The 24,198-nt window shown below is 42.3% G+C and carries 20 protein-coding genes and 1 tRNA gene; 9 read left to right on the top strand and 12 right to left on the bottom strand.

What is annotated here, in order from left to right; translation table 11 throughout:
• Positions 1-45: 45 nt before the first annotated feature.
• The 4 genes from BTW00_RS04870 (at position 46) to BTW00_RS04855 (ending at position 6,269) form a co-directional block, all read left to right on the top strand.
• The gene (locus BTW00_RS04870) at positions 46-2,991 is read left to right on the top strand and encodes a type I restriction endonuclease subunit R (protein ID WP_178379255.1); all 2,946 of its coding nucleotides are present in this window, start codon (positions 46-48) and stop codon (positions 2,989-2,991) included.
• Between the two features lie 28 nt (positions 2,992-3,019).
• Positions 3,020-3,844: a M48 family metallopeptidase gene (locus BTW00_RS04865; protein ID WP_075106476.1), complete on the top strand. Its 825-nt coding sequence runs from the start codon at positions 3,020-3,022 to the stop codon at positions 3,842-3,844.
• A gap of 335 nt (positions 3,845-4,179) precedes the next feature.
• A complete protein-coding gene (locus BTW00_RS04860; RefSeq protein ID WP_075106475.1) occupies positions 4,180-4,854 on the top strand; it encodes a flavin reductase family protein in 675 nt (224 codons plus the stop codon).
• A 95-nt stretch (positions 4,855-4,949) separates the two neighbouring features.
• Positions 4,950-6,269, top strand: coding sequence for a YjiH family protein (locus BTW00_RS04855; protein ID WP_075106474.1), 1,320 nt, complete (start codon positions 4,950-4,952; stop codon positions 6,267-6,269).
• A gap of 65 nt (positions 6,270-6,334) precedes the next feature.
• Here the strand turns inward: BTW00_RS04855 and BTW00_RS04850 are convergent, their stop codons facing one another.
• From BTW00_RS04850 to BTW00_RS04825, 6 genes are all read right to left on the bottom strand, one after another.
• The gene (locus BTW00_RS04850; protein WP_075106473.1) at positions 6,335-6,595 is read right to left on the bottom strand and encodes an AlpA family transcriptional regulator; all 261 of its coding nucleotides are present in this window, start codon (positions 6,593-6,595) and stop codon (positions 6,335-6,337) included.
• 165 nt (positions 6,596-6,760) lie between these two features.
• Positions 6,761-7,672 (bottom strand): hydrolase or metal-binding protein, encoded by a 912-nt coding sequence (locus tag BTW00_RS04845; protein ID WP_075106472.1) that lies wholly within the window; start codon positions 7,670-7,672, stop codon positions 6,761-6,763.
• Positions 7,673-7,809: 137 nt separating this feature from the next.
• Positions 7,810-8,904, bottom strand: coding sequence for a YqaJ viral recombinase family protein (locus BTW00_RS04840; RefSeq protein WP_075106529.1), 1,095 nt, complete (start codon positions 8,902-8,904; stop codon positions 7,810-7,812).
• A gap of 171 nt (positions 8,905-9,075) precedes the next feature.
• Entirely contained in the window at positions 9,076-10,071 is a 996-nt protein-coding gene (locus tag BTW00_RS04835) for a DUF932 domain-containing protein (RefSeq protein ID WP_075106471.1), read from the bottom strand.
• A gap of 68 nt (positions 10,072-10,139) precedes the next feature.
• Positions 10,140-10,427, bottom strand: a complete 288-nt coding sequence (locus BTW00_RS04830; RefSeq protein WP_075106470.1) for a hypothetical protein — start codon at positions 10,425-10,427, stop codon at positions 10,140-10,142.
• Between the two features lie 130 nt (positions 10,428-10,557).
• Positions 10,558-11,493 carry an inovirus-type Gp2 protein gene (locus tag BTW00_RS04825; RefSeq protein ID WP_075106469.1) on the bottom strand — a complete coding sequence of 312 codons (936 nt, stop codon included), beginning with the start codon at positions 11,491-11,493 and terminating at the stop codon, positions 10,558-10,560.
• A 573-nt stretch (positions 11,494-12,066) separates the two neighbouring features.
• Between BTW00_RS04825 and BTW00_RS04820 the strand changes: the two genes are divergently transcribed.
• The gene (locus tag BTW00_RS04820) at positions 12,067-13,290 is read left to right on the top strand and encodes a hypothetical protein (protein WP_075106468.1); all 1,224 of its coding nucleotides are present in this window, start codon (positions 12,067-12,069) and stop codon (positions 13,288-13,290) included.
• 91 nt (positions 13,291-13,381) lie between these two features.
• On the opposite strand, the gene BTW00_RS04815 is transcribed toward BTW00_RS04820, so the two are convergent.
• Together BTW00_RS04815 and BTW00_RS04810 are read right to left on the bottom strand one after the other, a co-directional pair.
• Positions 13,382-14,737, bottom strand: coding sequence for an integrase arm-type DNA-binding domain-containing protein (locus tag BTW00_RS04815; protein WP_075106467.1), 1,356 nt, complete (start codon positions 14,735-14,737; stop codon positions 13,382-13,384).
• A gap of 283 nt (positions 14,738-15,020) precedes the next feature.
• Positions 15,021-15,111, bottom strand: a tRNA-Ser gene (locus tag BTW00_RS04810).
• A 186-nt stretch (positions 15,112-15,297) separates the two neighbouring features.
• Between BTW00_RS04810 and BTW00_RS04805 the strand changes: the two genes are divergently transcribed.
• The 3 genes from BTW00_RS04805 (at position 15,298) to BTW00_RS04795 (ending at position 17,094) form a co-directional block, all read left to right on the top strand.
• On the top strand, positions 15,298-16,134 hold the full coding sequence (locus tag BTW00_RS04805; RefSeq protein ID WP_256714004.1) for a DNA/RNA non-specific endonuclease: 837 nt from the start codon (positions 15,298-15,300) through the stop codon (positions 16,132-16,134).
• A gap of 52 nt (positions 16,135-16,186) precedes the next feature.
• Positions 16,187-16,450, top strand: a complete 264-nt coding sequence (locus BTW00_RS04800) for a hypothetical protein (protein ID WP_075106466.1) — start codon at positions 16,187-16,189, stop codon at positions 16,448-16,450.
• A gap of 260 nt (positions 16,451-16,710) precedes the next feature.
• Positions 16,711-17,094 (top strand): DUF2147 domain-containing protein, encoded by a 384-nt coding sequence (locus BTW00_RS04795; RefSeq protein ID WP_058023491.1) that lies wholly within the window; start codon positions 16,711-16,713, stop codon positions 17,092-17,094.
• A gap of 196 nt (positions 17,095-17,290) precedes the next feature.
• Here BTW00_RS04795 and BTW00_RS04790 read toward each other — a convergent pair whose 3' ends face one another.
• The 4 genes from BTW00_RS04790 to BTW00_RS04775 form a co-directional block, all read right to left on the bottom strand.
• The gene (locus BTW00_RS04790; protein WP_075106465.1) at positions 17,291-18,553 is read right to left on the bottom strand and encodes an ammonium transporter; all 1,263 of its coding nucleotides are present in this window, start codon (positions 18,551-18,553) and stop codon (positions 17,291-17,293) included.
• Positions 18,554-18,659: 106 nt separating this feature from the next.
• Positions 18,660-18,998, bottom strand: a complete 339-nt coding sequence (locus BTW00_RS04785; RefSeq protein ID WP_010197981.1) for a P-II family nitrogen regulator — start codon at positions 18,996-18,998, stop codon at positions 18,660-18,662.
• A gap of 462 nt (positions 18,999-19,460) precedes the next feature.
• Positions 19,461-20,315, bottom strand: a complete 855-nt coding sequence (locus tag BTW00_RS04780; protein ID WP_075106464.1) for a universal stress protein — start codon at positions 20,313-20,315, stop codon at positions 19,461-19,463.
• A gap of 177 nt (positions 20,316-20,492) precedes the next feature.
• A complete protein-coding gene (locus BTW00_RS04775) occupies positions 20,493-21,992 on the bottom strand; it encodes a SulP family inorganic anion transporter (protein ID WP_075106463.1) in 1,500 nt (499 codons plus the stop codon).
• 668 nt (positions 21,993-22,660) lie between these two features.
• Here BTW00_RS04775 and murD point away from each other — a divergent pair.
• Entirely contained in the window at positions 22,661-24,097 is a 1,437-nt protein-coding gene (gene murD / locus BTW00_RS04770) for a UDP-N-acetylmuramoyl-L-alanine--D-glutamate ligase (protein ID WP_075106462.1), read from the top strand.
• The last annotated feature ends 101 nt before the right edge of the window (positions 24,098-24,198 follow it).

Raw genomic sequence — 24,198 nt, 5'->3', positions numbered from 1 at the left:
TATTAAATACTCAATTGCTTACCCTATTACTCAATGAGTTCAGCTATGAATATTAACTCCAGCATCAACTTCGCCGAAGAATTCAGCTCAAAGATTCCCGCCTTAACCTTGCTTACCACGCTGGGCTATCAGTCTATTCCACCCAACCAATGCAATGCCATGCGCTCAAAAACCGCATTGAATAAAGCCACTAATCAAGTGGTGCTATTGCCCATCATGCGTGCGTTTTTAGCCAAGCAGACTTTTATGTTTGAGGGCACACCGCATCATTTATCAGACAGCGCCATTGATAAGATCATGCACGAGCTAAATCCCGCTATGAACTTAGGTTTGCAGACAGCAAACGAGGCGCTATACAACGCCATGCTCTATGGCGTGACAGTGACTGAATTTATTGAAGGTAAAAAAACCTCACAAACTATCGCTTTGATAGACTGGAATAATATTGGCAATAATAGCTTTCACGTTACCGAAGAGATGGTGGTACTCAATAGCGAGGGTACCAACAGTCGTAGACCTGATATCGTCTGCTTTGTAAATGGTCTACCGCTAGCAGTGATCGAAGCCAAACGCCCTGACTCTAGTAGAGAGTGGCAATCGACCAACGCTCAAGCGGTCTCCCAGCATATTCGCAATCAAAAGCAAAAAGAAATCCCGCATCTATTTGCCTATAGCCAGTTGTTGCTCGCGGTTAATGGTAATGATGGTCTGTATGCTACCTGCGGCACACCTGAGAAGTTTTGGGCAAAATGGGTCGAAGAAGAAATCTCTGAGCCTGAGTTTGCCCGTATAAAAAACCAAGCACTCAGTCCTAAGCAAATTGAGAATCTGTTTGGTGATCGTCCTACCTCTATCAAAGAGGAATATCAGTCATTGATTGCTGGCGGTGATCTAGCCGTCACCGACCAAGACCGCTTAATCATCAGCCTATTACAGCCACAGCGTTTGCTTGAGATGATGCGCCTGTTTACCTTGTTTGATAAAAAGGCTGGCAAAATTATTGCCCGTTATCAGCAAGTCTTTGGCATAAAAGCCCTGATTGAACGTATCAGCAGTTTCGATGAAAAAGGTAGTCGTGAGGGCGGTGTTATTTGGCATACCACAGGTAGTGGTAAGTCTTTTACGATGGTGTTCTTCTCCAAAGCGCTTATTTGGTTAGAGGAGCTCGCCAAGTGCCGTGTTATTGTTGTCACTGACCGTGTCGATCTTGAAACTCAGCTTAGTAAAACCTTTGCTTCTGGTGGCGTACTTAGCGATCGCGACAAAACTGATGCCATGGCAACTTCTGGTCGCCGTCTAGCGCAGCAAATCGGGCATGGTAACGAGCGCGTTATCTTCTCCATTATTAATAAGTTTGGTTCAGCCGTTAAGTATGATGAATGCTATAACGACAGCCCAAACATCATCGTCATGGTCGATGAAGGTCACCGTAGCCAAAACGGTGAGAATAATATCCGTATGGCGCAAGCCTTGCCGAACGCTGCCTTTATTGCCTTTACGGGTACGCCATTACTAAAGGATGATAAGACCGAAAACAAATTCGGTAGCATCATTCACTCTTATACCATGCAGCAAGCGGTCAAAGATAAGACCGTTACCCCACTGTTATACGAAGAGCGTATCCCTGAGCTCAATACCAATGACCAAGCCATTGACGCTTGGTTTGACCGTATCACTCAAAAGCTTACCGATGATCAAAAGACTGATCTCAAACGTAAGTTCTCACAAAAAGGTCAAATCTATCAGGTTGAAGGTCGTATTGAGCTGATCGCTCACGACATCTCTGATCACTTCCAAAACTTTAAACAGCAGCATTTAAAAGGTCAGTTGGCTTGTGATTCTAAAGCCTCAGCTATCCGCTATAAAATGGCGTTAGACAAGATTGGCAAAGTGACCTCAGTGGTTGCCATGTCGCCACCTGATACCCGTGAGGGGCATGATACCGTCGATGGCGAGTCAAAAGACATTGTCCAGAATTGGTGGCAAGCCAATGTCGCCAAAGAGTATGGCGGTGATGAAAAGGCATATACCAAAGCTATTATAGAAGCTTTTAGTCAGGATGATGGTCCTGACATTATGATCGTTGTCGATAAGCTACTAACGGGCTTTGATGAGCCAAAAAACACCGTACTGTATATCGATAAGCCCTTAAAGCAGCACAACCTGATTCAGGCAATTGCACGGGTAAACCGCTTGCATGAGAAAAAACGCTTTGGTTATTTGATTGATTATCGCGGCATTTTAAAAGAGCTGGATATCACCATCGAGAAGTATCAAGACTTAGCCGAGCGTACGCAAGGTGGCTTTGATATCGAAGACCTTAAGGGTCTATATAACGCGATGGATACTGAGTACAAGCAGCTACCAAGACTACATAGCGAGCTATGGGCTATTTTCTCATCGGTGAAAAACAAGCAAGACGGGCAAGCGTTAAGACAGGTGCTTGCACCAAAAATGCAGGAAATAGATGGCAGGGTAGTCGATACCAAACTTAAAGAGCGTGACGACTTTTATGCGGCTTTAACTGCATTTTCTAATGCTATAAAAATTGCGCTGCAATCAGCGTCTTTCTTTGAAGATGCCTCGTTTGATGGCAAGCGTGATCGTTATAAACAGGATCTAAAAGCCTTTGTTAATCTACGCAAGCAAGTACGCGAAGACGCTGATGTGCCGAATGATTTTGTCGATGATAGTGGTAAGTTAAACAAACATGCTCAGGCTTATTTTGGTTTATTTAAGCACTTATTTGATATTGATTTCTTGGTAGATAAAGATTTAGAGAATGACAAGCTAGTCGCTTATGCCTTTGAGATTGATAAGATTGTTAAGACAGCAGTGGCTGAGTATTCTATCAATCCAGCAGAAATTGAAAATGCTATTAGTGTCAAATTGCTACCGATGTTATTTATGGATTTGGGTATCGACAAAGCGCAACAGCTTATTGAGGAAGTGCTAAAGATTACCCGTCTTGGACTTTCGAGAGACAAGTAGCCTAAGAGCAGCAAGAGGGTAGTAGGTAATGACTGAGAATGGCGTATTTTATTATGGTCAATATAAGATTGACTATGAAGTCGTGCGTAAAGAAGCAACTTATAAAGAGAAGATAAAGAAACCTGAAAGCGACAAGCTGATTGCTAAAAAGACCAAGCCTCGAAAAGTGGTCATTAAAGTACATCCTGATCAGCGTGTGGTCGTTACTGCGCCTATTGATGCTATAGATGAGATGATACATGACGCGATGATGAAGCGTGCGCGCTGGATATGGCAAAATCTACAGGACTTTGCCAAGCGAAAAGACCATGTATTACCCAAACGTTATGTCAGCGGTGAGACTCAGTTTTATCTGGGTCGTCGTTATGTGTTAAAAGTGATAGCAGATGCAAAAACCAGCGATAAAATAAACAGTACGGTGAAGCTCAGCCGCGGTAAGTTATATGTAGAATTGTCTCAAAGTGATTCTGAATTAGACGCTGAAAAACGAGCGGTTCTCGTGAAAAGCCTAATTGATGAATGGTATAAGAATAAATTTAGGTCGATCTCTAGAGAGAGGCTTGAAGCCTTGATATATAAGGCTTCATGGGTTAAAAATAGTCCTTCAGTAAAATTAATGACCATGAAAAAGCAGTGGGGAAGCTGCTCAGCTAAAGGCAATTTAATACTTAATCCGCACTTAGTAAAAGCACCTAAAGAATGCATCGATTACGTGATACTTCATGAGCTGTGTCATATCGCTGAGCATAATCATAGCGAGCATTTCTGGCGCTTATTAACGCAGGTAATGCCGAACTGGAAAGAGGTAAAAGCGAGGCTTGATGAGATGGCTGAGCTTTATTTGAATGAGTGAGGGTTGGATATTCGGTGCTAATAAGCCTTGCACTCTTGTAAAAGCAGGTTTTTTAAGCAGTTATTAATCTTATCCTTTTCAAGGAAAAATAGGTGAACAGTTATCTTGAACAAACGCTAGCTATATCAAAACTGAAGTTAGAATCTTGAATAGCCTCATTGAAAAACGGGGCTATTTTTTTAAGTGATTTTTGTTTCTCAAAATTCAAAAAATAAGTAATTTTCACTTGCTCTCTTAAAAAAAGTAAGCTATTTTATTAAATAAGGATGAATTGTATATACAAATAATACATTCTTTAGCTCTGGTTTCTAGTAACACATTTATAAGGATATTTTATGCATTATTCTCCTAAGAACGATGGTATCCGTAGTCATGGCTTACCATTCGACCCGTTCAAGAGTAGCGCCGTGCCTCGACCAATTGGTTGGATTTCGACTATATCGAAAGACGGTAAAGTTAACCTTGCCCCTTATAGTCAGTATCAAAACTTAACTTGGGATCCACCGATGGTTATGTTTGTTGCTAATCAATCTGTTTTAGATGACGGTCAAAGCCGTAAAGATACTGTGCGTAATCTTGAAGAAACTGGATGGTTTGTGTGGAACATGGCCACATATGATTTGCGTGAAGCCGTTAATAAATCTGCTAAAGCATTACCGTACGGTGAAGATGAGTTTGAATTTGCCGGTGTCACAAAATCTGATTGTATCGAAGCACCTGCACCTAGAGTTGCCGAGTCACCAATTAACTTTGAGATTGAGTATGTTCAATCCATTCGTATTCCAACAGGAAATCCAGTTTCAACATTTGACATTATCATTGGCCGTGTTGCGCATGTTCACATCAAAGATGAGTTCATTATGGATAATGGCAAAATAGATATTGCTGCCATCAAACCTTTAGCACGTCTCGGATACTATGATTACACTGTCGTAGAAAAAATATTCGAGATGAAAGCTCCTGTTGCTTCAGACAAAGAGTTAGCAGGTTTAGAAGGACGAACAGACTAGAGTGTATGTGTTGACGAAATTAGACACTAGTTACTATTAAGTTATAGAGCTAGTGTTTGATTTATTTATTTCAACTTATCTAGGAGAGATATCTCATGGAAGGCAATCGATCTAAATTGGTATCTTCACTATCAGTGTTTCGATTTTTCTTGTATTCGTTACTAGGCATTTTTATATTCTTTGTACCTATTAAGATTGGTGAGGTTTCTTCGATACCTTTGGATCATATGGCTACTTGGTTAAGTAGTAACTTTCCAACAGGGATAACTTTTTTCATCCTATTACTCATTGTTGCTGGTAGTGTTTATCCATTTATTAATAAATCATGGAATAAAAGTACCTTTCATATCGTGTTTACCATGCTAAAGATACTAGGTACTTTCTTTGCACTTTTGGTTTATTTTGAACAGGGACCAGAGTGGTTCCTTAACCCTCACATTGCCCCTTATGTATTTAATTATTTGGTAATCCCTGTAGGAGTAATGGTTCCTTTAGGTGGTGCATTTTTAGGGCTGCTTACAGGCTACGGATTGCTTGAGTTTATGGGCGTTATTGCTAAACCCATTATGAAGCCTATTTGGAATACACCAGGTCGCTCTGCAGTTAATGCTTTAGCATCTTTTGTAGCCAGTTTTGCTGTTGGTTTGTTAATTACAAATCGTGAATATCGTGAAAAGAACTTCACCAAACGTCAAGCTGCTATTGTAGCAACCGGTTTTTCCACTGTGACTGTAGCTTTTATGATTGTCGTTGCTAAAACGCTTGATTTAATGGAAAGCTGGAACCTGTATTTTTGGACGACGCTTTTTGTTACTTTCTTAGTCACCGCTATAACAGTACGTATCTACCCTTTGCGTAACATGCCTGAAGAGTATATTGACGGTACACCTATTCATTCAGAAAATGAGCATGAATATAGTGGGTCTAGAGTAAGCCATGCCTTTAAGGAAGGTATGCAAGCAGCTGGCAAAGCTGACAATATATTTAAAAATATATTGGCAAATACAAAAGATGGATTGTTGATGACGATGAGCATTCTGCCAACCATTTTATCTATTGGCATTGTCGCTCTTATGTTAGCAGAATATACATTGTTGTTTGATATCCTAGCGTATGTTTTCTATCCATTTACTTATCTATTGCAGTTACCTGATCCAATGCTAGCCGCAAAGGCAGCTGCTCTTGGTATTACTGAAATGTTTTTGCCCCCATTGTTGGTCGTTGAAGCAGACATAATTACCAAATTTGTGATTGCAGTTGTTTGCGTATCGTCTATTATTTTCTTTTCTGCTAGTGTGCCAAGTATCTTATCTACAGATATACCTATTAAAGTTAGAGACCTCGTTATTATATGGTTTGAAAGGACATTACTGAGCTTAATAATAGTTACTCCAATTGCTTTTATATTGTTCTAAAAATTTCATACTCTCAATTATTTAATAAATAAGCCACTTCGAGTGGCTTATTTTCATATCACTACTTAATAAGTTCTCGCAGCTATTTTGAATTCTAACCATTCTGCAATCTCACTCTCAACCCATGCTACACGTCCCCTTGATAACTTCACTTGAACAGGGAATGTTGGATCGTAACGATCAGATTTTTTATTGACCATCTCATAAATCGTAGTACTACTAAGCGCTGTATAATGCATTACTTGCTTGAGCGGTATCATGCGAGGTATCTGTAAAGCGCTAGCTGTTGATACGTTTTGTTGTGTGTTCGCATTTAACTGTTCCATGAATATCTCCTTTGTAAGTTAATGAGAATCTTTCTTCTCATACAGTTACGGAGTCCCATATTTTTTTACGGCATCCCATGTAGTCCAATGATTGGCCAGATATGCAACATAAAAAGGAGCTGAATAATCAACTCCTTTCTTATGCCGTCTATCCTTACCACTGTTTTAACTTATAGCTGTCACACTCTCCCTTAGACTTCTTTCAATATTACCGACATTGTAGGGAGCAACACTATTTTTCGACTCTCCTTGAGGACTGCTATTGGCCTCATCTGTCTTTACTGGATAAAACTCTTCAGCCACATCCATCAGACCATCGCTATCAATCTCAAAGCAGGAATTTACGTAACCTTGTTTGGCTGCTTCCTCTAATGCTGCTTGATCAAAGCCGTGTTCGCTAAGCTCTTGATCAATTGCCTGTGCATCTTGTACCGCTTGCTTTAGTGTCACGTCATCACGTAACGTCAAATCCACAAAGTAAATCGGCGTACGATAGCTTTGGGTTGTGCTTTTACCTCGGAGTGTGAGTTGCAATGGCAAACACGACAGCTTATTGCCTGATACTGCTGCAAAGTAGCTAAGACGTGCGGCTAAAGTGCGAATACTATTAAAGCCAGTCGTGCGAAAGATAAACGTACCCAACTCATCATCCTCACTTAAATTGACGTAGAGACGGCCATAGGGCTTACAAGCACCGCCTTGCGCTAAGGGGCAGCGATCAGGTGATGGGCAAGGAAGCTGCTCGACACCATTATTGGTTCTGCGCTGACAATGTTCACCGTCACCCACGCATAGTGGACGACCTGTTTGTCTATCGAACAGCGTGTATTCTGCGCGTAAATTCAACTCAGGATCATTAAACAGCATGCGTACTGGTATTTGTCTGAGCTTACCGTCATTCTTTTCGCGTAGCTTTGCATCGAGTGGATGGGTGACCCAACCATCTTTGTTTTGGATTTGACTGGTGATAGTGAATTGATCGTCTTTGGCAGGCAGACGCTTGCCGTCTTTTTCAATGACACGGCCGATGCTGATGCGACCTAGAACTGGTGGAGTAATGGTTAGACCTTTAATCATGATGAAATTCCTTGTGTTTAATAGATTGTGTTTAGCCATAAAAAAGCCCACCTGTGATAGGTGGGCTTTATGTGCTTGTTTTGATTGATTCGCTTTGACTGGTTGATTGCTGTGTTGATGGTTAAGTGACTGATGGCTTAGTCATTAAGAATGACAAAACGACGGCTACCATGCTTGGTTTTACCAAACTGCGCGAGCAATTCAGGATGCGCCTTGATAACCGCCTTACTATCGAGCCCAACACTGTCTTTCGAGCGTTTCCAAGAAATAGCGCCTTTACCGAACACAGCCACCTCATTATCGGCAATCAGCGTTTGTAGCTGATGCTTTACTTGGTCATGGCGCTGCTCGATATCTTCCATGGATACGCGGTAGCTAAGCAGTTGTTCAAACAACCTGTTAGCGCCAGCGTCTTCGCGGAGATCAACCTTGCTTGACGGCTTAGCGGTTGGATACAGCTGCTTTAGTGCACGAGCGGCTGACTCAGAGTGATCCGGTGTGGGCGGCGTGTCCGTTTCTACGTATTGCCAGAATAGACGCTCCTGTTCAGTGATACTTGCTATCAGATACTCGTCACGCTCAACCTTATATATCTTGGCTTCATGTCCACACAGCAGCACGCAGATATGCGCAGCCTGTTTACCAGTCACTGCTAACTGATGCTGTACTTGGCAAGTGACATATAAGGGTACGCCATGCTTCCACAGCTTGGCACCATGTTCACCAGCGGTCTTACACTCTAGTATCTGCACCTCGTCATTACCTGTAATGGCATAGTCTAAATTCGCCAGCATGAACGCTTTGTCAGGATCAGGATGCTGCAAGACAGCATTGACGCGACGTACCTTGTTACCAGTATGCTCTTGGTAATATTTAGCGACCATGGGTTCAAGTGTATTGCCCCAGTAAAGGGGCGAGTAGCCCTCGATGCCGTTATTACTACTGGCATCAATGTTTGCGCTCATGCGCCCTGTCTTAATCATCCATAGCTCAAGCATGGATAGATACGGGTGGATACCGCAAGCGGCAGCGGCATCAGAGCTGCCAATGCCTTGTCTGCGTACTTGTAGCCAATCTTCACGGCTTAAGTCTTTGGTATTGACCAAACGCTTAGGCGTGGTTGATGTCTTTGCTTGAACAGGTTTACTAATAACTTCATTTTGCTTTAGCGTGACTTCTGCTGGTTTGGCCTTGGTTTTAGGTTTAGGGGTTCGAGACGCTTTAGCTGTCATGACTGAACGTTTGGGTTTTAGCTGAGTCGTGGTGGTATGGTTTACTGCGATCAGGTTCATGGTGAACTCCTTTAGTAGATTTATTCTTGGTGATCTGTAAATGTGCCTTGCTTAATTGACGGCATAAAAAAACCACGCGCAAAGGCGTGGTTAATTCGTTAGACAGAGTAGCTAGGCAATCAAGCGTAGTGCTTCCTCTAAGCTTTTGTCCTTGAGCTTCGCACCAGCCCCAAACCAAGCAGAGTCCAAACGATGATCTTGCGACATGGCGCGGCGTTCATGATCAACAAATTCTGTCATCGCATTTAACAACCCATAAGCCGTGTCTTTAGCGGACGCCAAACCTGCACCGCGACCTTGACCGTTAAACATACTCATCACCTGATTCATCGCTTTGGCATTAGGAACCGCATCTTTTTCCTTCTTAGCGGTATTAAACAGAATCAAGCCGTCGTCTTTGACATCGTTAAACACACGGTTTAAGTAGTTGGCCGCTTCTGCTTGCGTGACGCGTCTATTGGTCAATTGCTTCATCTCATAATTGAAGTCATCCCATTGGCTGACGGAGACGCCCAGTTGACGTTTGACCTTGTCGGCATCAAAGGTCGTGCTATGCGGTACTTTCACCACACCGCCATTACTGTTAGCGAGGCTGATCGCTAAAGTGTTATTACACACAACGCGAATATTGGTGAGCTGTGCTGTAGTAGCAAGCGTGCCATCACAAGCGGTTGCTAGTAGCAAATAGCCATGACTAACATCACCGCCACGTAGCGTTGCTGATTGCCCCGTACGAGCCAGTGCCCAGAACTTACGTCCTTCTTTAAGCACTCCTGCGGTCTCAAGCTCAAAGTCTGCTTGTTCAGTCAGATCACGATAAAACTCTAATATCTCACTTGGTTGTACTTCTTGGTAGCGCTGACTCACCACTGATAACGGCTCAAGCGTGTCTGAGCGATACAACACCTTGTTATTGTCATAAGGCATGATCAGGTTTTGCCCTTTATCATTGGTTGCCATGTAGCTGACATCTGATGATTCAATACGCCAGTCCATCCCAGCCTCACGTGCCCAGACCTCAATCGGCTGTTTGGGGGATAGCTCGTTGCCAAGACCATGCCAAGGGGTTTCGCCAACGTATGCCATGCTTTCGATTAAATGTGCCATGTTAATACTCCTTTTAAGATTGATTGTTTAAACGCTTTGATAATTGATTGAGTAAATAAATGAGGATGTCAGATACTAAAGGTATGCTGACAGGTACTGCATAGATAGCGCGGCATGATAGTCGCTCTGAGTAATGGCGGCTGGATCAGTCTTTGTTGTGCCAGATTAATTACGGTGGCAATAGCGCCACCTGCAACCATCCCGATCATAGGGTTGATCTTGTAGTACTTGCAGACGCTCACCCCAAGACTGACTAAGAGCTTGGGTGAGCACAGATGCTCTGACATGCTTTGCATGTTGGTATCTATATTCTCTATAACGTGTGCTGAATGACAATTGGGACAGATAGGTTTCATAGCATCTCCTTGATAGTGGCGCATAAAAAAGGCCTGCTATAAAGCAGACCTTGATTAGACGTTTAGCGGTAGATGGATAAGGTAGCGATGGCTCCTTATCTCATCTCATGGCGATACTGTATATCTGAAATTATTTTGATATTGGTGGTAAGCCTCTACGTTTCGATGTTCTATAAACACCATGACCGAAAGTACGCATATTTGGTAGCAATAGTTTTAGTTGCTGCTTATCCTTATTAGGCCGCTGCTTATCCTTATTAGGATCAGTTAAGTATAGAGCTGATCGCACTGCGTTTTCTACTTCTTGAGGGTTATCACGATGAATCATACCGATACCTAACTTGCCATATTGCTTATACTGCTGCTTACGCTCTGGATCGTGATAGCTATAGTACTCACCTAGACCACCAGTGATGGCTTTCCACTTCTCACCCACTTCTTTAGCAATATGCCAGTCATTCTGTCGCTTTGATCCATCGTACATAAGTAGCAAATGACAGTGCAGTCCACCATTGATTCCTCCTTGCTCAAGAGCCCAAGCATTGCCTTGCAGGTGCTCAAAGCAACTTTTTGTTTTACCAATAAGCTCTCTCAATTTGTTCATATGACAGTAAAAATCCTCAAGACTAACGAGATGGCTCGTTTCTTGTGCATATTTTAAATCTATACGGATGAATAGCAGCCTTGAATAGTGGGTGATCAGATTATTGACGTAGCCATGTAACCGTATTTTATTTTGAGATTCTTGGTAAGTGAACGCATTTCGTTCATTCTCAATATCATTTCTATAGCATGACAGCATATTAATAAAACGCTGGGTTTTATCATGATCCCAAATCACATTTTCTGGATAGGTATCGCCAACGACAGCCTGTGTACTACTAAAAAATGCCACGACTGCTTGTGAATAAATTAGATCAGAATTTAGATGATTCATGAACGGGTAATACCACCCGTTCAGTTTATCCATGATCTCGTTAAAACTGACAGTGTTTGCCAGTATATCCGTGACCAAATTATGAACGTTTGCGACAACTAGCGGCTGGTTTAGGTGTGAGTAAGACATGATAGGGTTCCTATGAAGTTGGTTTCATAGGGTGAGGTAAGTCTGTATTTTTATAACTCGATGAATAGATGAATCAGTGCTAAGCGATAAGCGCTTAGCTGTAATTAATAGTAATTAGTAATAATATAAATAACCCATTAAGAGCGGGCTGCTAGAGAGCAGATTTTTTCTTGTGTGCTTGGAGTTTTTTTATCAAGTCTGATAGCAAATCGCTGTCTGCGTTGGAGATTTTTTCAGGTGGAGTTAGCAGACTGCGGGTGTTAAAACGTGTCGTTAAGTGTGCTTATTTAGTGCTGGGATTATCTGTTCCGACGAACATAGATAGCACCTAAACGAAGCGTTAATGTTGAGATGAAACAATCCGAATTTAGTGCTAGGACGAAGTTTATATACAAGGTATAGTTAAAGCGAAAAGATGAAAGACTAAATGCAGTCTATTTTAAGCTAAAAAAGAGCATAGGACTGCTCACGCCTCTATATTAGGGAGTTTCTATGTAGTAAATACATAGTTTTTTCCTACTAAAAGAGACTATATACCCACTTTTTAAGAGTTTTTTTGAAGGTATTTTTGCTATGACATATAATAATAACTCAGATTATAATGATGGAAACTTGGTTCAGACTGCTGACCAGTATCACGACAATTCCGAAATATCGGCTGAGAAAAGTGGAGATGTTACTACGGCTTTATCAACTACTGTTGTTAATAATGAGGTTGTAACAGAAGACTATAATCAATCACTTGACAGGTTAAATCAAGAATTGTTAAACAAAGCTAATGCATATCACTTGGCCCAACAATATAAGTTTAATACTGATTTGTATTTTTATCATTTAAACCAAAACTGGAAAGACTTAGAGGATTTTTATAAGACGATTGGACATTTCAATGAGGATGAGTGCAAGAGCCTAGTATTTGCGAACAATATGTATTGGGGGAATGCATCAGCTAACATGGAGTGGGATAAGGGAGCTTTTAAGTCTATTTTGATCAGCATATTCAAGTCTCAGCCATATCCAATTCAACACTTTCATGAGCTAATGCGATTTAAAATTAATAACCAGCTGCCAGATAGCTCATTGAACTGGATAAAAGGTGATCTCCGTAACGCTCTGCACATTGCTTATTTAGTTCAAGATTTTCTTTACGATAAAACTATGGTCGGAGGTAATGAGTTAGTTTCTCATATTTCGAATTATCTAAAATATGAGGTCATGCATTTTAACTACATTCCACTCACCCTTCCGTATTATGCACATTATGTAGTGGAAAACAATCTTCCATTGATATGGCGTATAGAAACTATCAAATCCGTATATTTTAGAAATCGTACTGATAGAGAAATCAAGTGGCTTAAGGGTGATGATAGCGAACAAATTGAATGGGCTTATAACTATCTGAGCTCAGAAAAAAGAGACCACCTCATACTTCAGAATGCTTTCATACCCTCCTCTCTAGAAGACAAGTATAATTTAATATTAGCAAGTCTTGATGTCTTATCAAATGCAGAATATACCTATGAGGTTTTTACTCAAGACATAGACGTGAATGACCCAACAGTTGATCTTGAGTCAATACCAGAAATATCACATAGAACTAAAATTATAGAGAACATGAAAGATGCATGGAGTAAATTTTCAGCGAGCAACAAAAATGAAGATTTAAGTGAAGTCAAGATATATAAGAAAAACCAAGATCAATTGGACTCTATTATGAAAATCAGAGGCACAACTGCCACTAAGGTTATCAATCAGCTCGTTGAAGATGATTACAAAAAAAAGTTCAACAAAGGCTAAATGAATTTAGTAGGTGAAGCCACTCGATTCGATGTAGTTATTGAGTATTTTATATAAAAAGTAGTTATACAGAATCTGGGATGGTATTAAATTATTGTAATAGCTTTTGTAACTCTGTTTTTGTCATACCTTTATTAATGAGTGCTTGAATAAGTTGTTGTTTGTTCATTGCTTCAAGGCTATCAGATTGATGATTAACTAACGACTGCTCAATCTGCTGACGTGCTGTCTGAAAGTCCACGACCTCGCCTTTATCCCTGAGCAGATCTAAAAAATCTGCCCAGACTTGCATGATTTTACGGCGTTCTTCTAAGTGTTGCGCGTGGTTATACACTGCGCGAATGCTGCTTTTCTTATCATGCGCCATCTGCTTTTCAATCGCATCGCCCATGTAGCCGAGCTCGTTCAAATTGGTTGAAGCGATGTGACGGAACCCGTGCCCAGTCTGCTTGCCAGCATAGCCAAGGATGTCTAACGCATTATTAATGAACTCTTCACTATAAGGCTGATGCATGCCCGTGTGATAGAAAACATATTCATATTGCCCTGTGATGGCTTTCATTTCTTCTAGCACTGCGAGCATTTGATCTGATAGTGGTACGACATGCTTACGCGCAATTTTGAGATTGTCGATATCAACACGCCATAAACGGTTAGCAAAATCAATGTGTGACCATTTCATCATACGTAACTCAATGGTGCGACAAAATGAATAGGCTAAGAACTTCATACCCAGTCTGGTTTGGTCGTGACCATGATAACCCTCGATGGCTTGTAGTAGGCCAGGAAGCTCACTGATATCAACATGCTTCATGTGCTGACTTTTGGCTTTAGGATAGAGTTCCTTTAGATCATCGATTGGGTTTTGCTCAATGATACGTTCGCGTTTGGCACGCTTTAAAACATTAGCAACCAAATCAATAGTGCGTCTGGTAACCTCACGTGGTGGTTCACCATTCTTGTTCACACGCTTTTCGATCTCGTCTGCCATTGATCGGCAGTCTTCAAAGCTTACATCTTTTAAAGCGATGCCTTCAAAATGTGATAACACGTCTTTATGCATACGGTTATAGTCTTGCTGATAAGTACGCGGCTTGACGTTACGTTGTCGTTCAGCAAGCCAGTCTAGCGCATAGTCATTGAATTTTTGCGCATGAATATTGGCAAGCTTATCCTGCCGCTTTTTATTTTTTGGATCAATACCGTCAGCCAACAGTGCTTTGATCTCAGTATTGGCTTGTCTAGCCTGAGATAGGGACATGAAGGGATAAGTACCAAGAGTAATACTTTTTTGCTTACCATCAAAGCGATAAACGCTTATCCATGATTTTGTACCCGTGCTACGCACAAAAAGCTGTAATCCATACTTGTCAGTATACTTGTCAGGCCGCAAAGGCATGCACTTCTCACTTGGTTTAAGCTTACGAATTTTGGTATCACTTAACATGTTGGTCTGTTCCTCATACCTACGAGCTATACATTCAAAGCGTTAAGACAATTGTGTTGGTCTAAGGCGCATAAATCTAGATCGAATGTTGGTCTAATTACGGTCTATATGAATAATAGACCAACGAATAGACCAACACAAGCGACGTGATAGGTGGGTCACGTTGGGTGGGATTGGGAAAATAATAGGCATAAAAAAAACGCTAGACGCGTTATTTATAAAGGGTTTGATTAATATATGAGTAGGATTGGGGCAAGGTGGGAAAACTAAGATTTTATAAGATTGGCGGTGAAGGAGGGATTCGAACCCTCGATACGCGATTAACGTATACACACTTTCCAGGCGTGCGGTTTCAGCCACTCACCCACTTCACCGTTTTTTGAACGCCTAAGTATAGCGGATACCATTTAAAATGTCACGACTTGCGCGCTATCTTTCTTTATTGCTAACTGCCTGCTAGGATAGCAGATACGCAATGATGAGTATAAATGGTTGAAGATTGAATGATAAGTTTCCGTGAGCGCACATATGGACTTAAACACAGCATACTAATGACTGTCATGACAGTTGTAATAGGTGTTAATCAGGCGCATGCTGATGATTTCACGCAGTGTAGCCAATCTTTTTATGGTGGTATCTATCCTGAATTTACCAACACCAAGCTAAGTAATAAGACACAAGCATTATGCATGGATGGCTTTGCCGTTATGTACTCTGGTGTATCACGGACACCGCTGTGGTCAGCAGAACATCTAGATCGCACACGTCTGCAGCAAGCCAAACAGATCGACCGTGAAGATAGCTTCCATGAAGAAAGCAAGCTCCCAGAATCAGCACGCGCGTCATTATCTGACTATTCAGGTTCTGGTTATGATCGCGGACACCTAGCACCAAATGCCAATATGGCAACGCGCAGCCAACAGTATGATAGCTTTAGTCTGGCCAATATCGCGCCGCAGTCGCCGCGCAATAATCGTTATATTTGGCGTAATATCGAATCGGCAACTCGCTATTTGACCCAGCAATACGGTGAGGTTTATACCATTACTGGCGTCGCATTTACCAATACTAAGACCAAGCAGCTTGCCAATCGTGTGCTTGTACCCAGCCATTTTTTCAAAGCAGTGTATATACCCGCGACCAATCAGGCAGGGGTATATTACGCACCAAATGACGAATCTGAACGCATTGATGTTATTAGTATCGATGAGCTGACCGCTGAAACCGGTATCGATGTCTTGCCGATGTTGGACATTCAAACTAAGCGAGAAGCATTGGATTTGCCACTGAAGGCAGGGGAGGCGTCAGAGGGGTCTGATACCTCAGCTCAGGAGCCGGATTGGATGCTATTCGTCTGGGCTATTTTGGAGTGGTTACTTGCGCAGTTAAAGGCATAGAGCAAAACGTAGAATACTTTTTGAGTTTTAAATACACCATAAGGATGCACACATGATTGACCCATTCGCCAATGATCACCAAAGCATGCAGGTTGGTGATCTTGTTATTGAAAACCAAAAGGACAAAATCATCATCTATGGTGATCTAGACCTGACTTTGGATGCATCCGGATATGAACACGCTCAGCAATTGCATGAGCTAATGAGTCGGGTCATAAACACATTTGAAAGTAAAAACCTTTATAATAATAATGATGATAAGTCAAAGGAAAATGATGACCAATTGGGCAAAGATATCGACAATCCCTTCTTGTAAGTCTTTGATATGGTTTTATTTTATAGAAATAATAAAGTATAAAAAAATTACTAGGCAAAGTCGGAAAATTGATTATAATGAGTCAAGACATCGCTTATGTCGCTCAAAATCTTTGACAAAGAGTTATGAGCAATATCGATAACCTACGCTTTATAAGTAGAGAGTCGCAAAGCTTGTAATAAAAGATTCTAGCAAAGGATAAGCATAGGAAATCAGAAACATAATGTTTCGAGCAATCATTGTATGAAGGGAGTCAATCTATGAAATTATTTACAAAAACCACGTTAGCCGTTGCTGGTATTGGTATTGCTAGTATGGCATTTGCTGCTGACCCATTAGCCAATACGACTTGGCAGACATATGATGAAGGCAAGCCAAAAGGTACGGTAAAAATTACTGAGTCAAATGGGGTACTGACAGGTACGCTCATTGCTACTAACTCAGCCAAAGGTAAAAAGCATATAGGCACGACCATTATTAGAGGTCTAAAATCTGATGGTGGCGGTAAATACAGCGGTGGTACGATTACTGATCCTGAAAAAGGCAAAGATTATCGTATGACGGCAAATCTAAGTGGTAATACTTTGAAGCTAAGAGGCTATATTGGTCCATTCTCTCGTAGCCAAGAGTGGAAAAAGAAATAAGTCGATCAAGTAGTTTTTTATCAGATCTGTACTTAATAGATAAAATCCCGCACTACCGAAAGGCACTGCGGGATTTTTTATGTTTTACATTTTATTGTGTCAGTAAGGGGAGGTTACTCAATAAAATAATAAACGCTGACACTACGGTAAGTAGTATCAGCGTATCGAACGATAGGGTTTAGACTATTAAGAGATCTTATCTGATAAATTCTGGATAAGCTTCCATACCACACTCTGCAATATCAGCACCTTCGTACTCGTCTTCTTCAGAGATACGGATACCGATGAGTGCTTTGAGGATTCCCCAAACGATCAAGCTAGCGATGAATACCCAAGCAAAGATGGTCGCCGCACCCACAATCTGACCGATGAAGGTAGATGCTGGGTTGGTAATTGGTACGATTAGTAGACCAAACAGACCAACCACGCCATGAACTGAGATTGCACCCACTGGATCATCAATTTTGATTTTATCTAACGCTAAGATTGATAATACGACGATGACACCAGCGGCAACACCGAAAAGAGTGGCTTGTAGCGCAGAAGGGGTTGATGGCTCTGCAGTAATGGCGACTAGGCCGGCTAATGCACCGTTTAGGAGCATGGTTAGATCCGCTTTACCAAAGATGATACGAGCGATTATCAGAGCGCCCACAGCACCACCAGCAGCAGCAGCATTGGTATTCAAAAAGACCATGGCGACAGAGTTGGCACTGGCGATATCGCCAAGCTTGAGTACTGAACCACCGTTGAAACCGAACCAACCCATCCATAGGATCAATGTACCAAGTGCCGCAAGTGGAAGATTGGCGCCAGGAATCGCACGTATCTCACCGTTAGGACCGTATTTACCTTTACGGGGTCCTAGGAGTAATACACCTGCTAGAGCAGCAGCAGCACCCGCCATATGGACTATACCAGAGCCTGCAAAGTCAGAGAAACCCATGTCACCTAGGTTAAATAACCCAAAGACATCGTTACCGCCCCAAGTCCAACTGCCTTCTAATGGATAGATAACACCAGTCATGACAACAGCAAATAATAAGAAAGCCCATAGCTTCATACGCTCAGCAACAGCACCTGAAACGATTGACATACAAGTCGCTACAAAGACTACTTGGAAGAAAAAATCTGAGGCTGCAGAGTAGACAGAGTCACCACCAAAGCCATTTTCGGCAGAGGCTGCTAGTGCGTCTTCTACCAAGGTGTCGCCGCCTGCAATTCCGCTCAAGAACAGATCGCCACCATACATAATAGCGTAGCCGCATATCATGTACATGATACTGGCGGTTGCAAATAGCGCGACATTCTTAGTTAAGATTTCGACCGTGTTTTTTGATCGGACCAATCCGGCCTCTAACATAGTGAAGCCAGCTGCCATCCACATGACCAACGCCCCACAGATCAAAAAGTAAAACGTATCGAGCGCATACTGGAGCTCAAAGATTTGACTTTCCATTTAAATTCCCCTTGAATTTACAATATAGATATCGGTATGACCGATAGATAAAAATGCAGTAAGAGCCTTTCTCTATAAATCGATGTTTATAGATATGGCCTCAAATCTAGATAGCATCAGGTCCGGTTTCGCCCGTACGGATACGAATGACTTGCTCAAGCGCAGTGACGAAGATTTTGCCGTCACCAATCTTGCCAGTGCTAGCGATACGAGTGATTGCTTCAATAGCAGGTTCGACCATCTCATCGATCACAGCGACTTCGACTTTTACCTTAGGTAAAAAGTCCACCACGTATTCTGCGCCGCGATAGAGCTCTGTGTGACCTTTTTGACGACCGAAACCTTTGACTTCAGTGACGGTAACACCTTTAACACCGATGTCAGAAAGCGCTTCACGCACATCGTCGAGCTTAAACGGTTTTAAGATCGCAGTGATTAGCTTCATAAAAAATTCCTTATTTGTGTGATGCCGCAGATTGATAGAGGCATTATGGTGCATCGTCGTATCTCTGCTTTGCTTACGGTAAGTTATTCAAGAACTGTGCCAACCTACTCAAGGGGGAGGTAGAATTGGGTTTATCTATTCAAAAATAACCGCGGTTGCAACAGAGTATATGGGTGACGATGTAATGATGAGAGCCATCATTATAAACATAGTAAAAGCGAATCAACCTTTAGCATTTGGTTAATGAAAACTTTATTATAACCAACTTTTTAGGTGCTTGGGGAGGCTATCCCTCTATTTCATGTGACGATTTGCTAACTTGAGTTTAGTAATAAAATGAACGTTTGATGACAGCTGATTAAAGCTAAATAGAGGAGAGGTCGCGGTAAGCGGCAGAGACCAAAAGAGTCATTGGTGCTCTGCGCTTATATAGATAGGCTATGTGTGTGGATAAAACGATGCTTAAGCCTTAGGAAAAAGGAGGTATGGTGTTTTGGTGCTGCCTAATAACTTCTTAGTATCGCTGCCTTGTAGCAACTCACGTAAACGCGATTGGCCAAACGCGCCTGTTATGAGTAGGCCGATATCGTTTTGGTTTTGGTAGTAATTTAAAGCCGCCGCAACATCACGGCAGTCTAATAATGTTTTTTTAGATTTGATACCTGCTTGCTTGAGCTTCGCGTATGCTTCACGTAGGGCGTCACAGTTATCAGAGGTCTCTTTGCCGATCATGACAATATGAATGGTCAAGGCACGCACGAGTGGGGTTTTACACAACCAATTAAGTAGCTTATGGCACGTTGGACTGTTGTCAAAAGCAAATAAAGCGGTAGTAGGGGGCAAAAATGGTGCATGTGTCACCAAAATGGGGCAGTGGCTGACTCTAATCAGTTGTCCTAATGTCGATTTGCACGTGACATGATGACCGATGACGATCAATTGTGCCTTGTCATCGACGTAATCGATACTCTGGTTCAGGTTTTCATGACGATGCAAGGTATAAGTTTTAAGCTTATGAGGCTTTTGCTCGCAATACGTGGTAGCTTGAGACAGTAATAGTCTGCCCTGTGATTTTAGCTCACAGTTGCTCAAATGCTCTTTGGTTGTGAACTGCTCAAGCAAGGCATTTTTATCATCGATATTGAGACAACCAGAATAATTGACCGCAGCTTTTTGCTGTAAGCTTGGGACTGAATGTAGCAGTCCTACAGGCGCGCGCAAGCGAATAGAAGCCCACATGCTGGCCTCTAATACAGCTTGAACATGATCAGGACAGTCCAAGCAAGCAATGACACTATCTGGTTTTAAGTTACTCATAAAACGGCCACATCATTCTAATCATCAAAATCAGCCACTCAGCGTAGGGCTAAGGCATCACGTACATACCCAACTCTTTTGACCAACGCAGCTTTCTATTTATCCATCGATTCACAAATCATTCATCGATTCACAAAACCTTGCCATACATCAATGACAAGTTAGACGTAGATTTGCTTAATCTAATAAACCAATATCTCGGCGATCGTGAATAGAGAAGCGGTCAATCAGTGTTCGACTCGCATTGTTGAGTCCTACCACTTTGACATCAATACCTTCACGTTGCAAGCGCATGACCAGCTTGTCTAAAGTATCAACCGCACTAACGTCCCAGAAATGTGCATGACTCACATCAATTTGAATGCTGTCTACCGCTTCTTTGGTATCAAAGCTATTCAAAAACTGTGTCGTAGAGGCAAAGAACACCTGTCCTTGAACATAATAATAACGGGTATTGCTACTATCATCGTACTCACTGAATATGGTTAAGAACTGACCAATCTTATTGGCAAATGCTAAGGCAGATAGCAACACGCCAACACCAACGCCATAAGCTAAGTTGTGCGTAAAGACAGTGGTCAATACCGTCGCTAGCATCACTATATTGAATGACATAGGATGCGTTTTGAATTCGCGAATAGATTGCCAGTTAAACGTGCCAATCGATACCATAATCATGACAGCAACGAGGGCTGCCATCGGAATTTGGCTGACCCATTCACTTAAGAATACCACCATGATAAGCAGTACTACACCTGCGATCAAGGTAGAAAGGCGCGTGCGTCCACCGGATTTTACATTAATCATTGACTGACCAATCATCGCACAGCCTGCCATACCACCGAAGAAACCTGACACCACGTTAGCTATGCCTTGACCACGGCACTCTTTGTTCTTATCACTTGGCGTATCGGTCAGCTCATCGACAATCGTCGCAGTCATCATAGACTCTAATAAACCCACAATGGCAAGCGCAATAGAATAAGGAGCAATAATCAACAATGTATTTAGGTTTAATGGAATATCAGGCAACAAAAACACAGGCAACGAATCTGGCAAATCACCCATGCTACCAACGTTACGAATATCAAGGTTCATATACATGGCGACCGCTGTCAAACCAACGATACAAATCAATGGAGAGGGAATCACACGGCCTATTTTAGGAATAAGGGGAAACAGATAAATAATTGCCAAACCCACAGCCGTCATGATATATACCGTCATACCGACACGTTCAGTCATGGGATTTAATTCTGGTAACTGGGCGGCGAATATCAATATTGCTAGTGCGTTAACAAAGCCAATGACGACTGAGCGCGAGACAAAGCGCATCAAATTACCAAGCTTTAGGATGCCCATGACGACCTGAATGACGCCGCACAATAAGGTCGCAGCCAGTAAATACCGCAAACCATGATCGGCTACCAAATCGACCATGACTAAGGCCATAGCACCCGTTGCTGCTGAAATCATACCTGGACGACCACCGACAAAACTGATCACGACCGCGATACAGAATGAGGCATATAGGCCGACTTTTGGATCAACACCTGCGATAATAGAAAAGGCAATGGCTTCTGGAATAAGCGCCAAGGCGACAACCAAGCCCGATAAAACGTCACCGCGAACGTTGGAGAACCACTCGTCACGCAAGTTATCAACAAAAGATATCATAAGTAAACTACATAGGGTTAGAGGCAAAAAAAGTAATCATTACTCATTTATAAAATGATCGTGTCACTAAAAATAGCTATTCATTTTTCTTTTACGTCAACATGCACAGGTCATGTTGCCGTGTTGGAATGTGAAAGGTCAATCATAAGTATGTCTACTGATTTTTTTGGTATCACAAATACGCTCATCAATATTCAAAAAGATGATAAGAGCAATAAAACTACCTAAAATATGGTTTGAACCAGATTGCTTAAAATAGGCTATAAAAAAGGCCTATCGTAAGACATAGAATCAGCAATCACTTGCTGCAGTAGAGGGTAATCAATAATCTGCCAGAAAAGAATGCGGGTCTGACATCCCGTTGTAACACATAAATCATTGCTAAAGAGACGTGACAATAGCGCGATTAATGTGACAACATGATAAACTAAAATGCTTGGGTGAACTGCTTTATCATATAGCAATGTCACGCATCAATTAAGTTAGCTATTATAGCATTAGCCACTGAATATAAAAATAGGCGAATAATAGCACAAACACATAAAAAATCAGTACCGAAATCTGAACGATACCGTTATGATGCTTGTCATCTCGACGGTGTCATTTGGAGTCGCTATCCGCATCAGTGTGCTTGATGACATCTCGCTCGTTCAATAGAAGGAATAGATATGACCGCTCATAACGCAACAGAAACCTTGATTCACAAGGGTGATGGTCTACAGGTCGTGGTTGGTTTGGGACAGTCTGGGTTATCGGTCGCGCATTATCTTGCCAAACAAGGCTATCAAGTGGCGGTAACAGATGCACAGGTCGCGCCTACACTGGCAGCACAATTGCCAGATGAGATTGAGGTTCGTCAGTTTGGTACCATTGATGCAGAATTATTGCAGCAAGCTGCCCGCATTATTATCAGTCCTGGTATCTCGCTTGACATGCCTGCCATTGCAGCAGCTCGTCACGCAAATATTCCCGTCGTCAGCGACATTCAGCTTTTTTGTGAAGCCTGTACGGTGCCGATTGTGGCGATCACAGGCTCCAATGCCAAAAGCACCGTGACCACCTTAGTGGGGCAAATGGCAGCAGACGCTGGTATCAATGTGGGTGTGGGCGGCAACATAGGGATACCGGCACTCACTTTGCTGGATAATACGAACATGGAGCTGGCGGTGCTAGAACTATCTAGCTTTCAACTAGAAACCGTCACAAATTTGGGGGCAAAGGTTGCTACTGTCCTCAATATGTCGCCAGATCATCTCGATCGCCATGGTGATATGCTGGGCTACCATCAGGCCAAACATCGTATTTTCCAAGGCGCTAAGTCCGTCGTCATCAACCGTGAGGATGCACTCACCCGTCCATTGGTTGCAGACAATCTGCCAAGGATCAGTACTGGCATCCATGCGCCTGACAAAGGTCAGTATGGCCTGATAACAGATGTGGAAGGCCAAACATTTATTGCGCGTGGTACAGAAAGGTTACTGTCCGCAGACAAACTGTTGATGAAAGGACGTCATAATCTGCTAAACGCGCAAGCAGCTTTAGCGCTCGGTGAGCTTGCAGGTTTGCCGCTTGAGAGTATGCTTGAGACGTTACAGCAATTCACAGGTCTCGAGCATCGCTGCCAGTATGTAGGGAGCTTTGTTAATATCGACTATTTTGATGATTCTAAAGGCACCAATATTGGCTCGACCATGGCTGCTATCGAAGGGCTAGGCGCGGTCTATGCACCAAAAGATGGTAAGCTATTATTGATTTTGGGCGGGCAAGGTAAAGGCCAGCAGTTTGGCGAGTTGACGCCCTTTATCAATCAGTATGTCAGCCAAGTGCTGTTTATTGGTGAGGATGGCAAGCAAATTGAGCAGCATTTACGCGCAACAAAATTAGGCGATGATGTCGCATTGCATCAATGCCAAACATTAGAAAACGCCTTTGTCACTATTCAGCAAGTCACTGCTAGCAGCCTATCGCAAGTGCAAGCGGTATTGTTGTCACCTGCCTGTGCCAGTTTTGATCAATACAGTGGTTATGCGGCTCGCGGTGAGCATTTCAGTCGATTGTTTGCTCAGTTAGATACGGCACAATCAGATAGCACGATTATCAGTTAAAAGTCTTAAATGGCTATGGGCTCGAACAGATTAGCTTAGATGGTGTAGTAGCACGTGAGTTACTTATTAACCAAAGCAGCATTTCTCGTATAAATGATTGT

The sequence above is a fragment of the Psychrobacter sp. C 20.9 genome, from assembly GCF_001921765.1.
GTDB classification, from domain to species: domain Bacteria; phylum Pseudomonadota; class Gammaproteobacteria; order Pseudomonadales; family Moraxellaceae; genus Psychrobacter; species Psychrobacter piscatorii_B.
This window is presented reverse-complemented; position numbering and strand designations above follow the sequence as displayed.

Excerpts from the sequence above, each read along its gene's own strand:
- BTW00_RS04805 (WP_256714004.1), top strand. The coding sequence starts at position 15,298 with ATGACAGTTGTAATAGGTGTTAATCAGGCGCATGCTGATGATTTCACG.
- BTW00_RS04840 (WP_075106529.1), bottom strand. The coding sequence starts at position 8,904 with ATGACAGCTAAAGCGTCTCGAACCCCTAAACCTAAAACCAAGGCCAAA.
- murD (WP_075106462.1), top strand. The coding sequence starts at position 22,661 with ATGACCGCTCATAACGCAACAGAAACCTTGATTCACAAGGGTGATGGT.
- BTW00_RS04865 (WP_075106476.1), top strand. The coding sequence starts at position 3,020 with ATGACTGAGAATGGCGTATTTTATTATGGTCAATATAAGATTGACTAT.
- BTW00_RS04835 (WP_075106471.1), bottom strand. The coding sequence starts at position 10,071 with ATGGCACATTTAATCGAAAGCATGGCATACGTTGGCGAAACCCCTTGG.
- BTW00_RS04820 (WP_075106468.1), top strand. The coding sequence starts at position 12,067 with ATGACATATAATAATAACTCAGATTATAATGATGGAAACTTGGTTCAG.
- BTW00_RS04800 (WP_075106466.1), top strand. The coding sequence starts at position 16,187 with ATGATTGACCCATTCGCCAATGATCACCAAAGCATGCAGGTTGGTGAT.
- BTW00_RS04775 (WP_075106463.1), bottom strand. The coding sequence starts at position 21,992 with ATGATATCTTTTGTTGATAACTTGCGTGACGAGTGGTTCTCCAACGTT.
- BTW00_RS04795 (WP_058023491.1), top strand. The coding sequence starts at position 16,711 with ATGAAATTATTTACAAAAACCACGTTAGCCGTTGCTGGTATTGGTATT.
- BTW00_RS04870 (WP_178379255.1), top strand. The coding sequence starts at position 46 with ATGAATATTAACTCCAGCATCAACTTCGCCGAAGAATTCAGCTCAAAG.
- BTW00_RS04780 (WP_075106464.1), bottom strand. The coding sequence starts at position 20,315 with ATGAGTAACTTAAAACCAGATAGTGTCATTGCTTGCTTGGACTGTCCT.
- BTW00_RS04845 (WP_075106472.1), bottom strand. The coding sequence starts at position 7,672 with ATGATTAAAGGTCTAACCATTACTCCACCAGTTCTAGGTCGCATCAGC.
- BTW00_RS04815 (WP_075106467.1), bottom strand. The coding sequence starts at position 14,737 with ATGTTAAGTGATACCAAAATTCGTAAGCTTAAACCAAGTGAGAAGTGC.
- BTW00_RS04790 (WP_075106465.1), bottom strand. The coding sequence starts at position 18,553 with ATGGAAAGTCAAATCTTTGAGCTCCAGTATGCGCTCGATACGTTTTAC.
- BTW00_RS04855 (WP_075106474.1), top strand. The coding sequence starts at position 4,950 with ATGGAAGGCAATCGATCTAAATTGGTATCTTCACTATCAGTGTTTCGA.
- BTW00_RS04850 (WP_075106473.1), bottom strand. The coding sequence starts at position 6,595 with ATGGAACAGTTAAATGCGAACACACAACAAAACGTATCAACAGCTAGC.
- BTW00_RS04860 (WP_075106475.1), top strand. The coding sequence starts at position 4,180 with ATGCATTATTCTCCTAAGAACGATGGTATCCGTAGTCATGGCTTACCA.
- BTW00_RS04830 (WP_075106470.1), bottom strand. The coding sequence starts at position 10,427 with ATGAAACCTATCTGTCCCAATTGTCATTCAGCACACGTTATAGAGAAT.
- BTW00_RS04785 (WP_010197981.1), bottom strand. The coding sequence starts at position 18,998 with ATGAAGCTAATCACTGCGATCTTAAAACCGTTTAAGCTCGACGATGTG.
- BTW00_RS04825 (WP_075106469.1), bottom strand. The coding sequence starts at position 11,493 with ATGTCTTACTCACACCTAAACCAGCCGCTAGTTGTCGCAAACGTTCAT.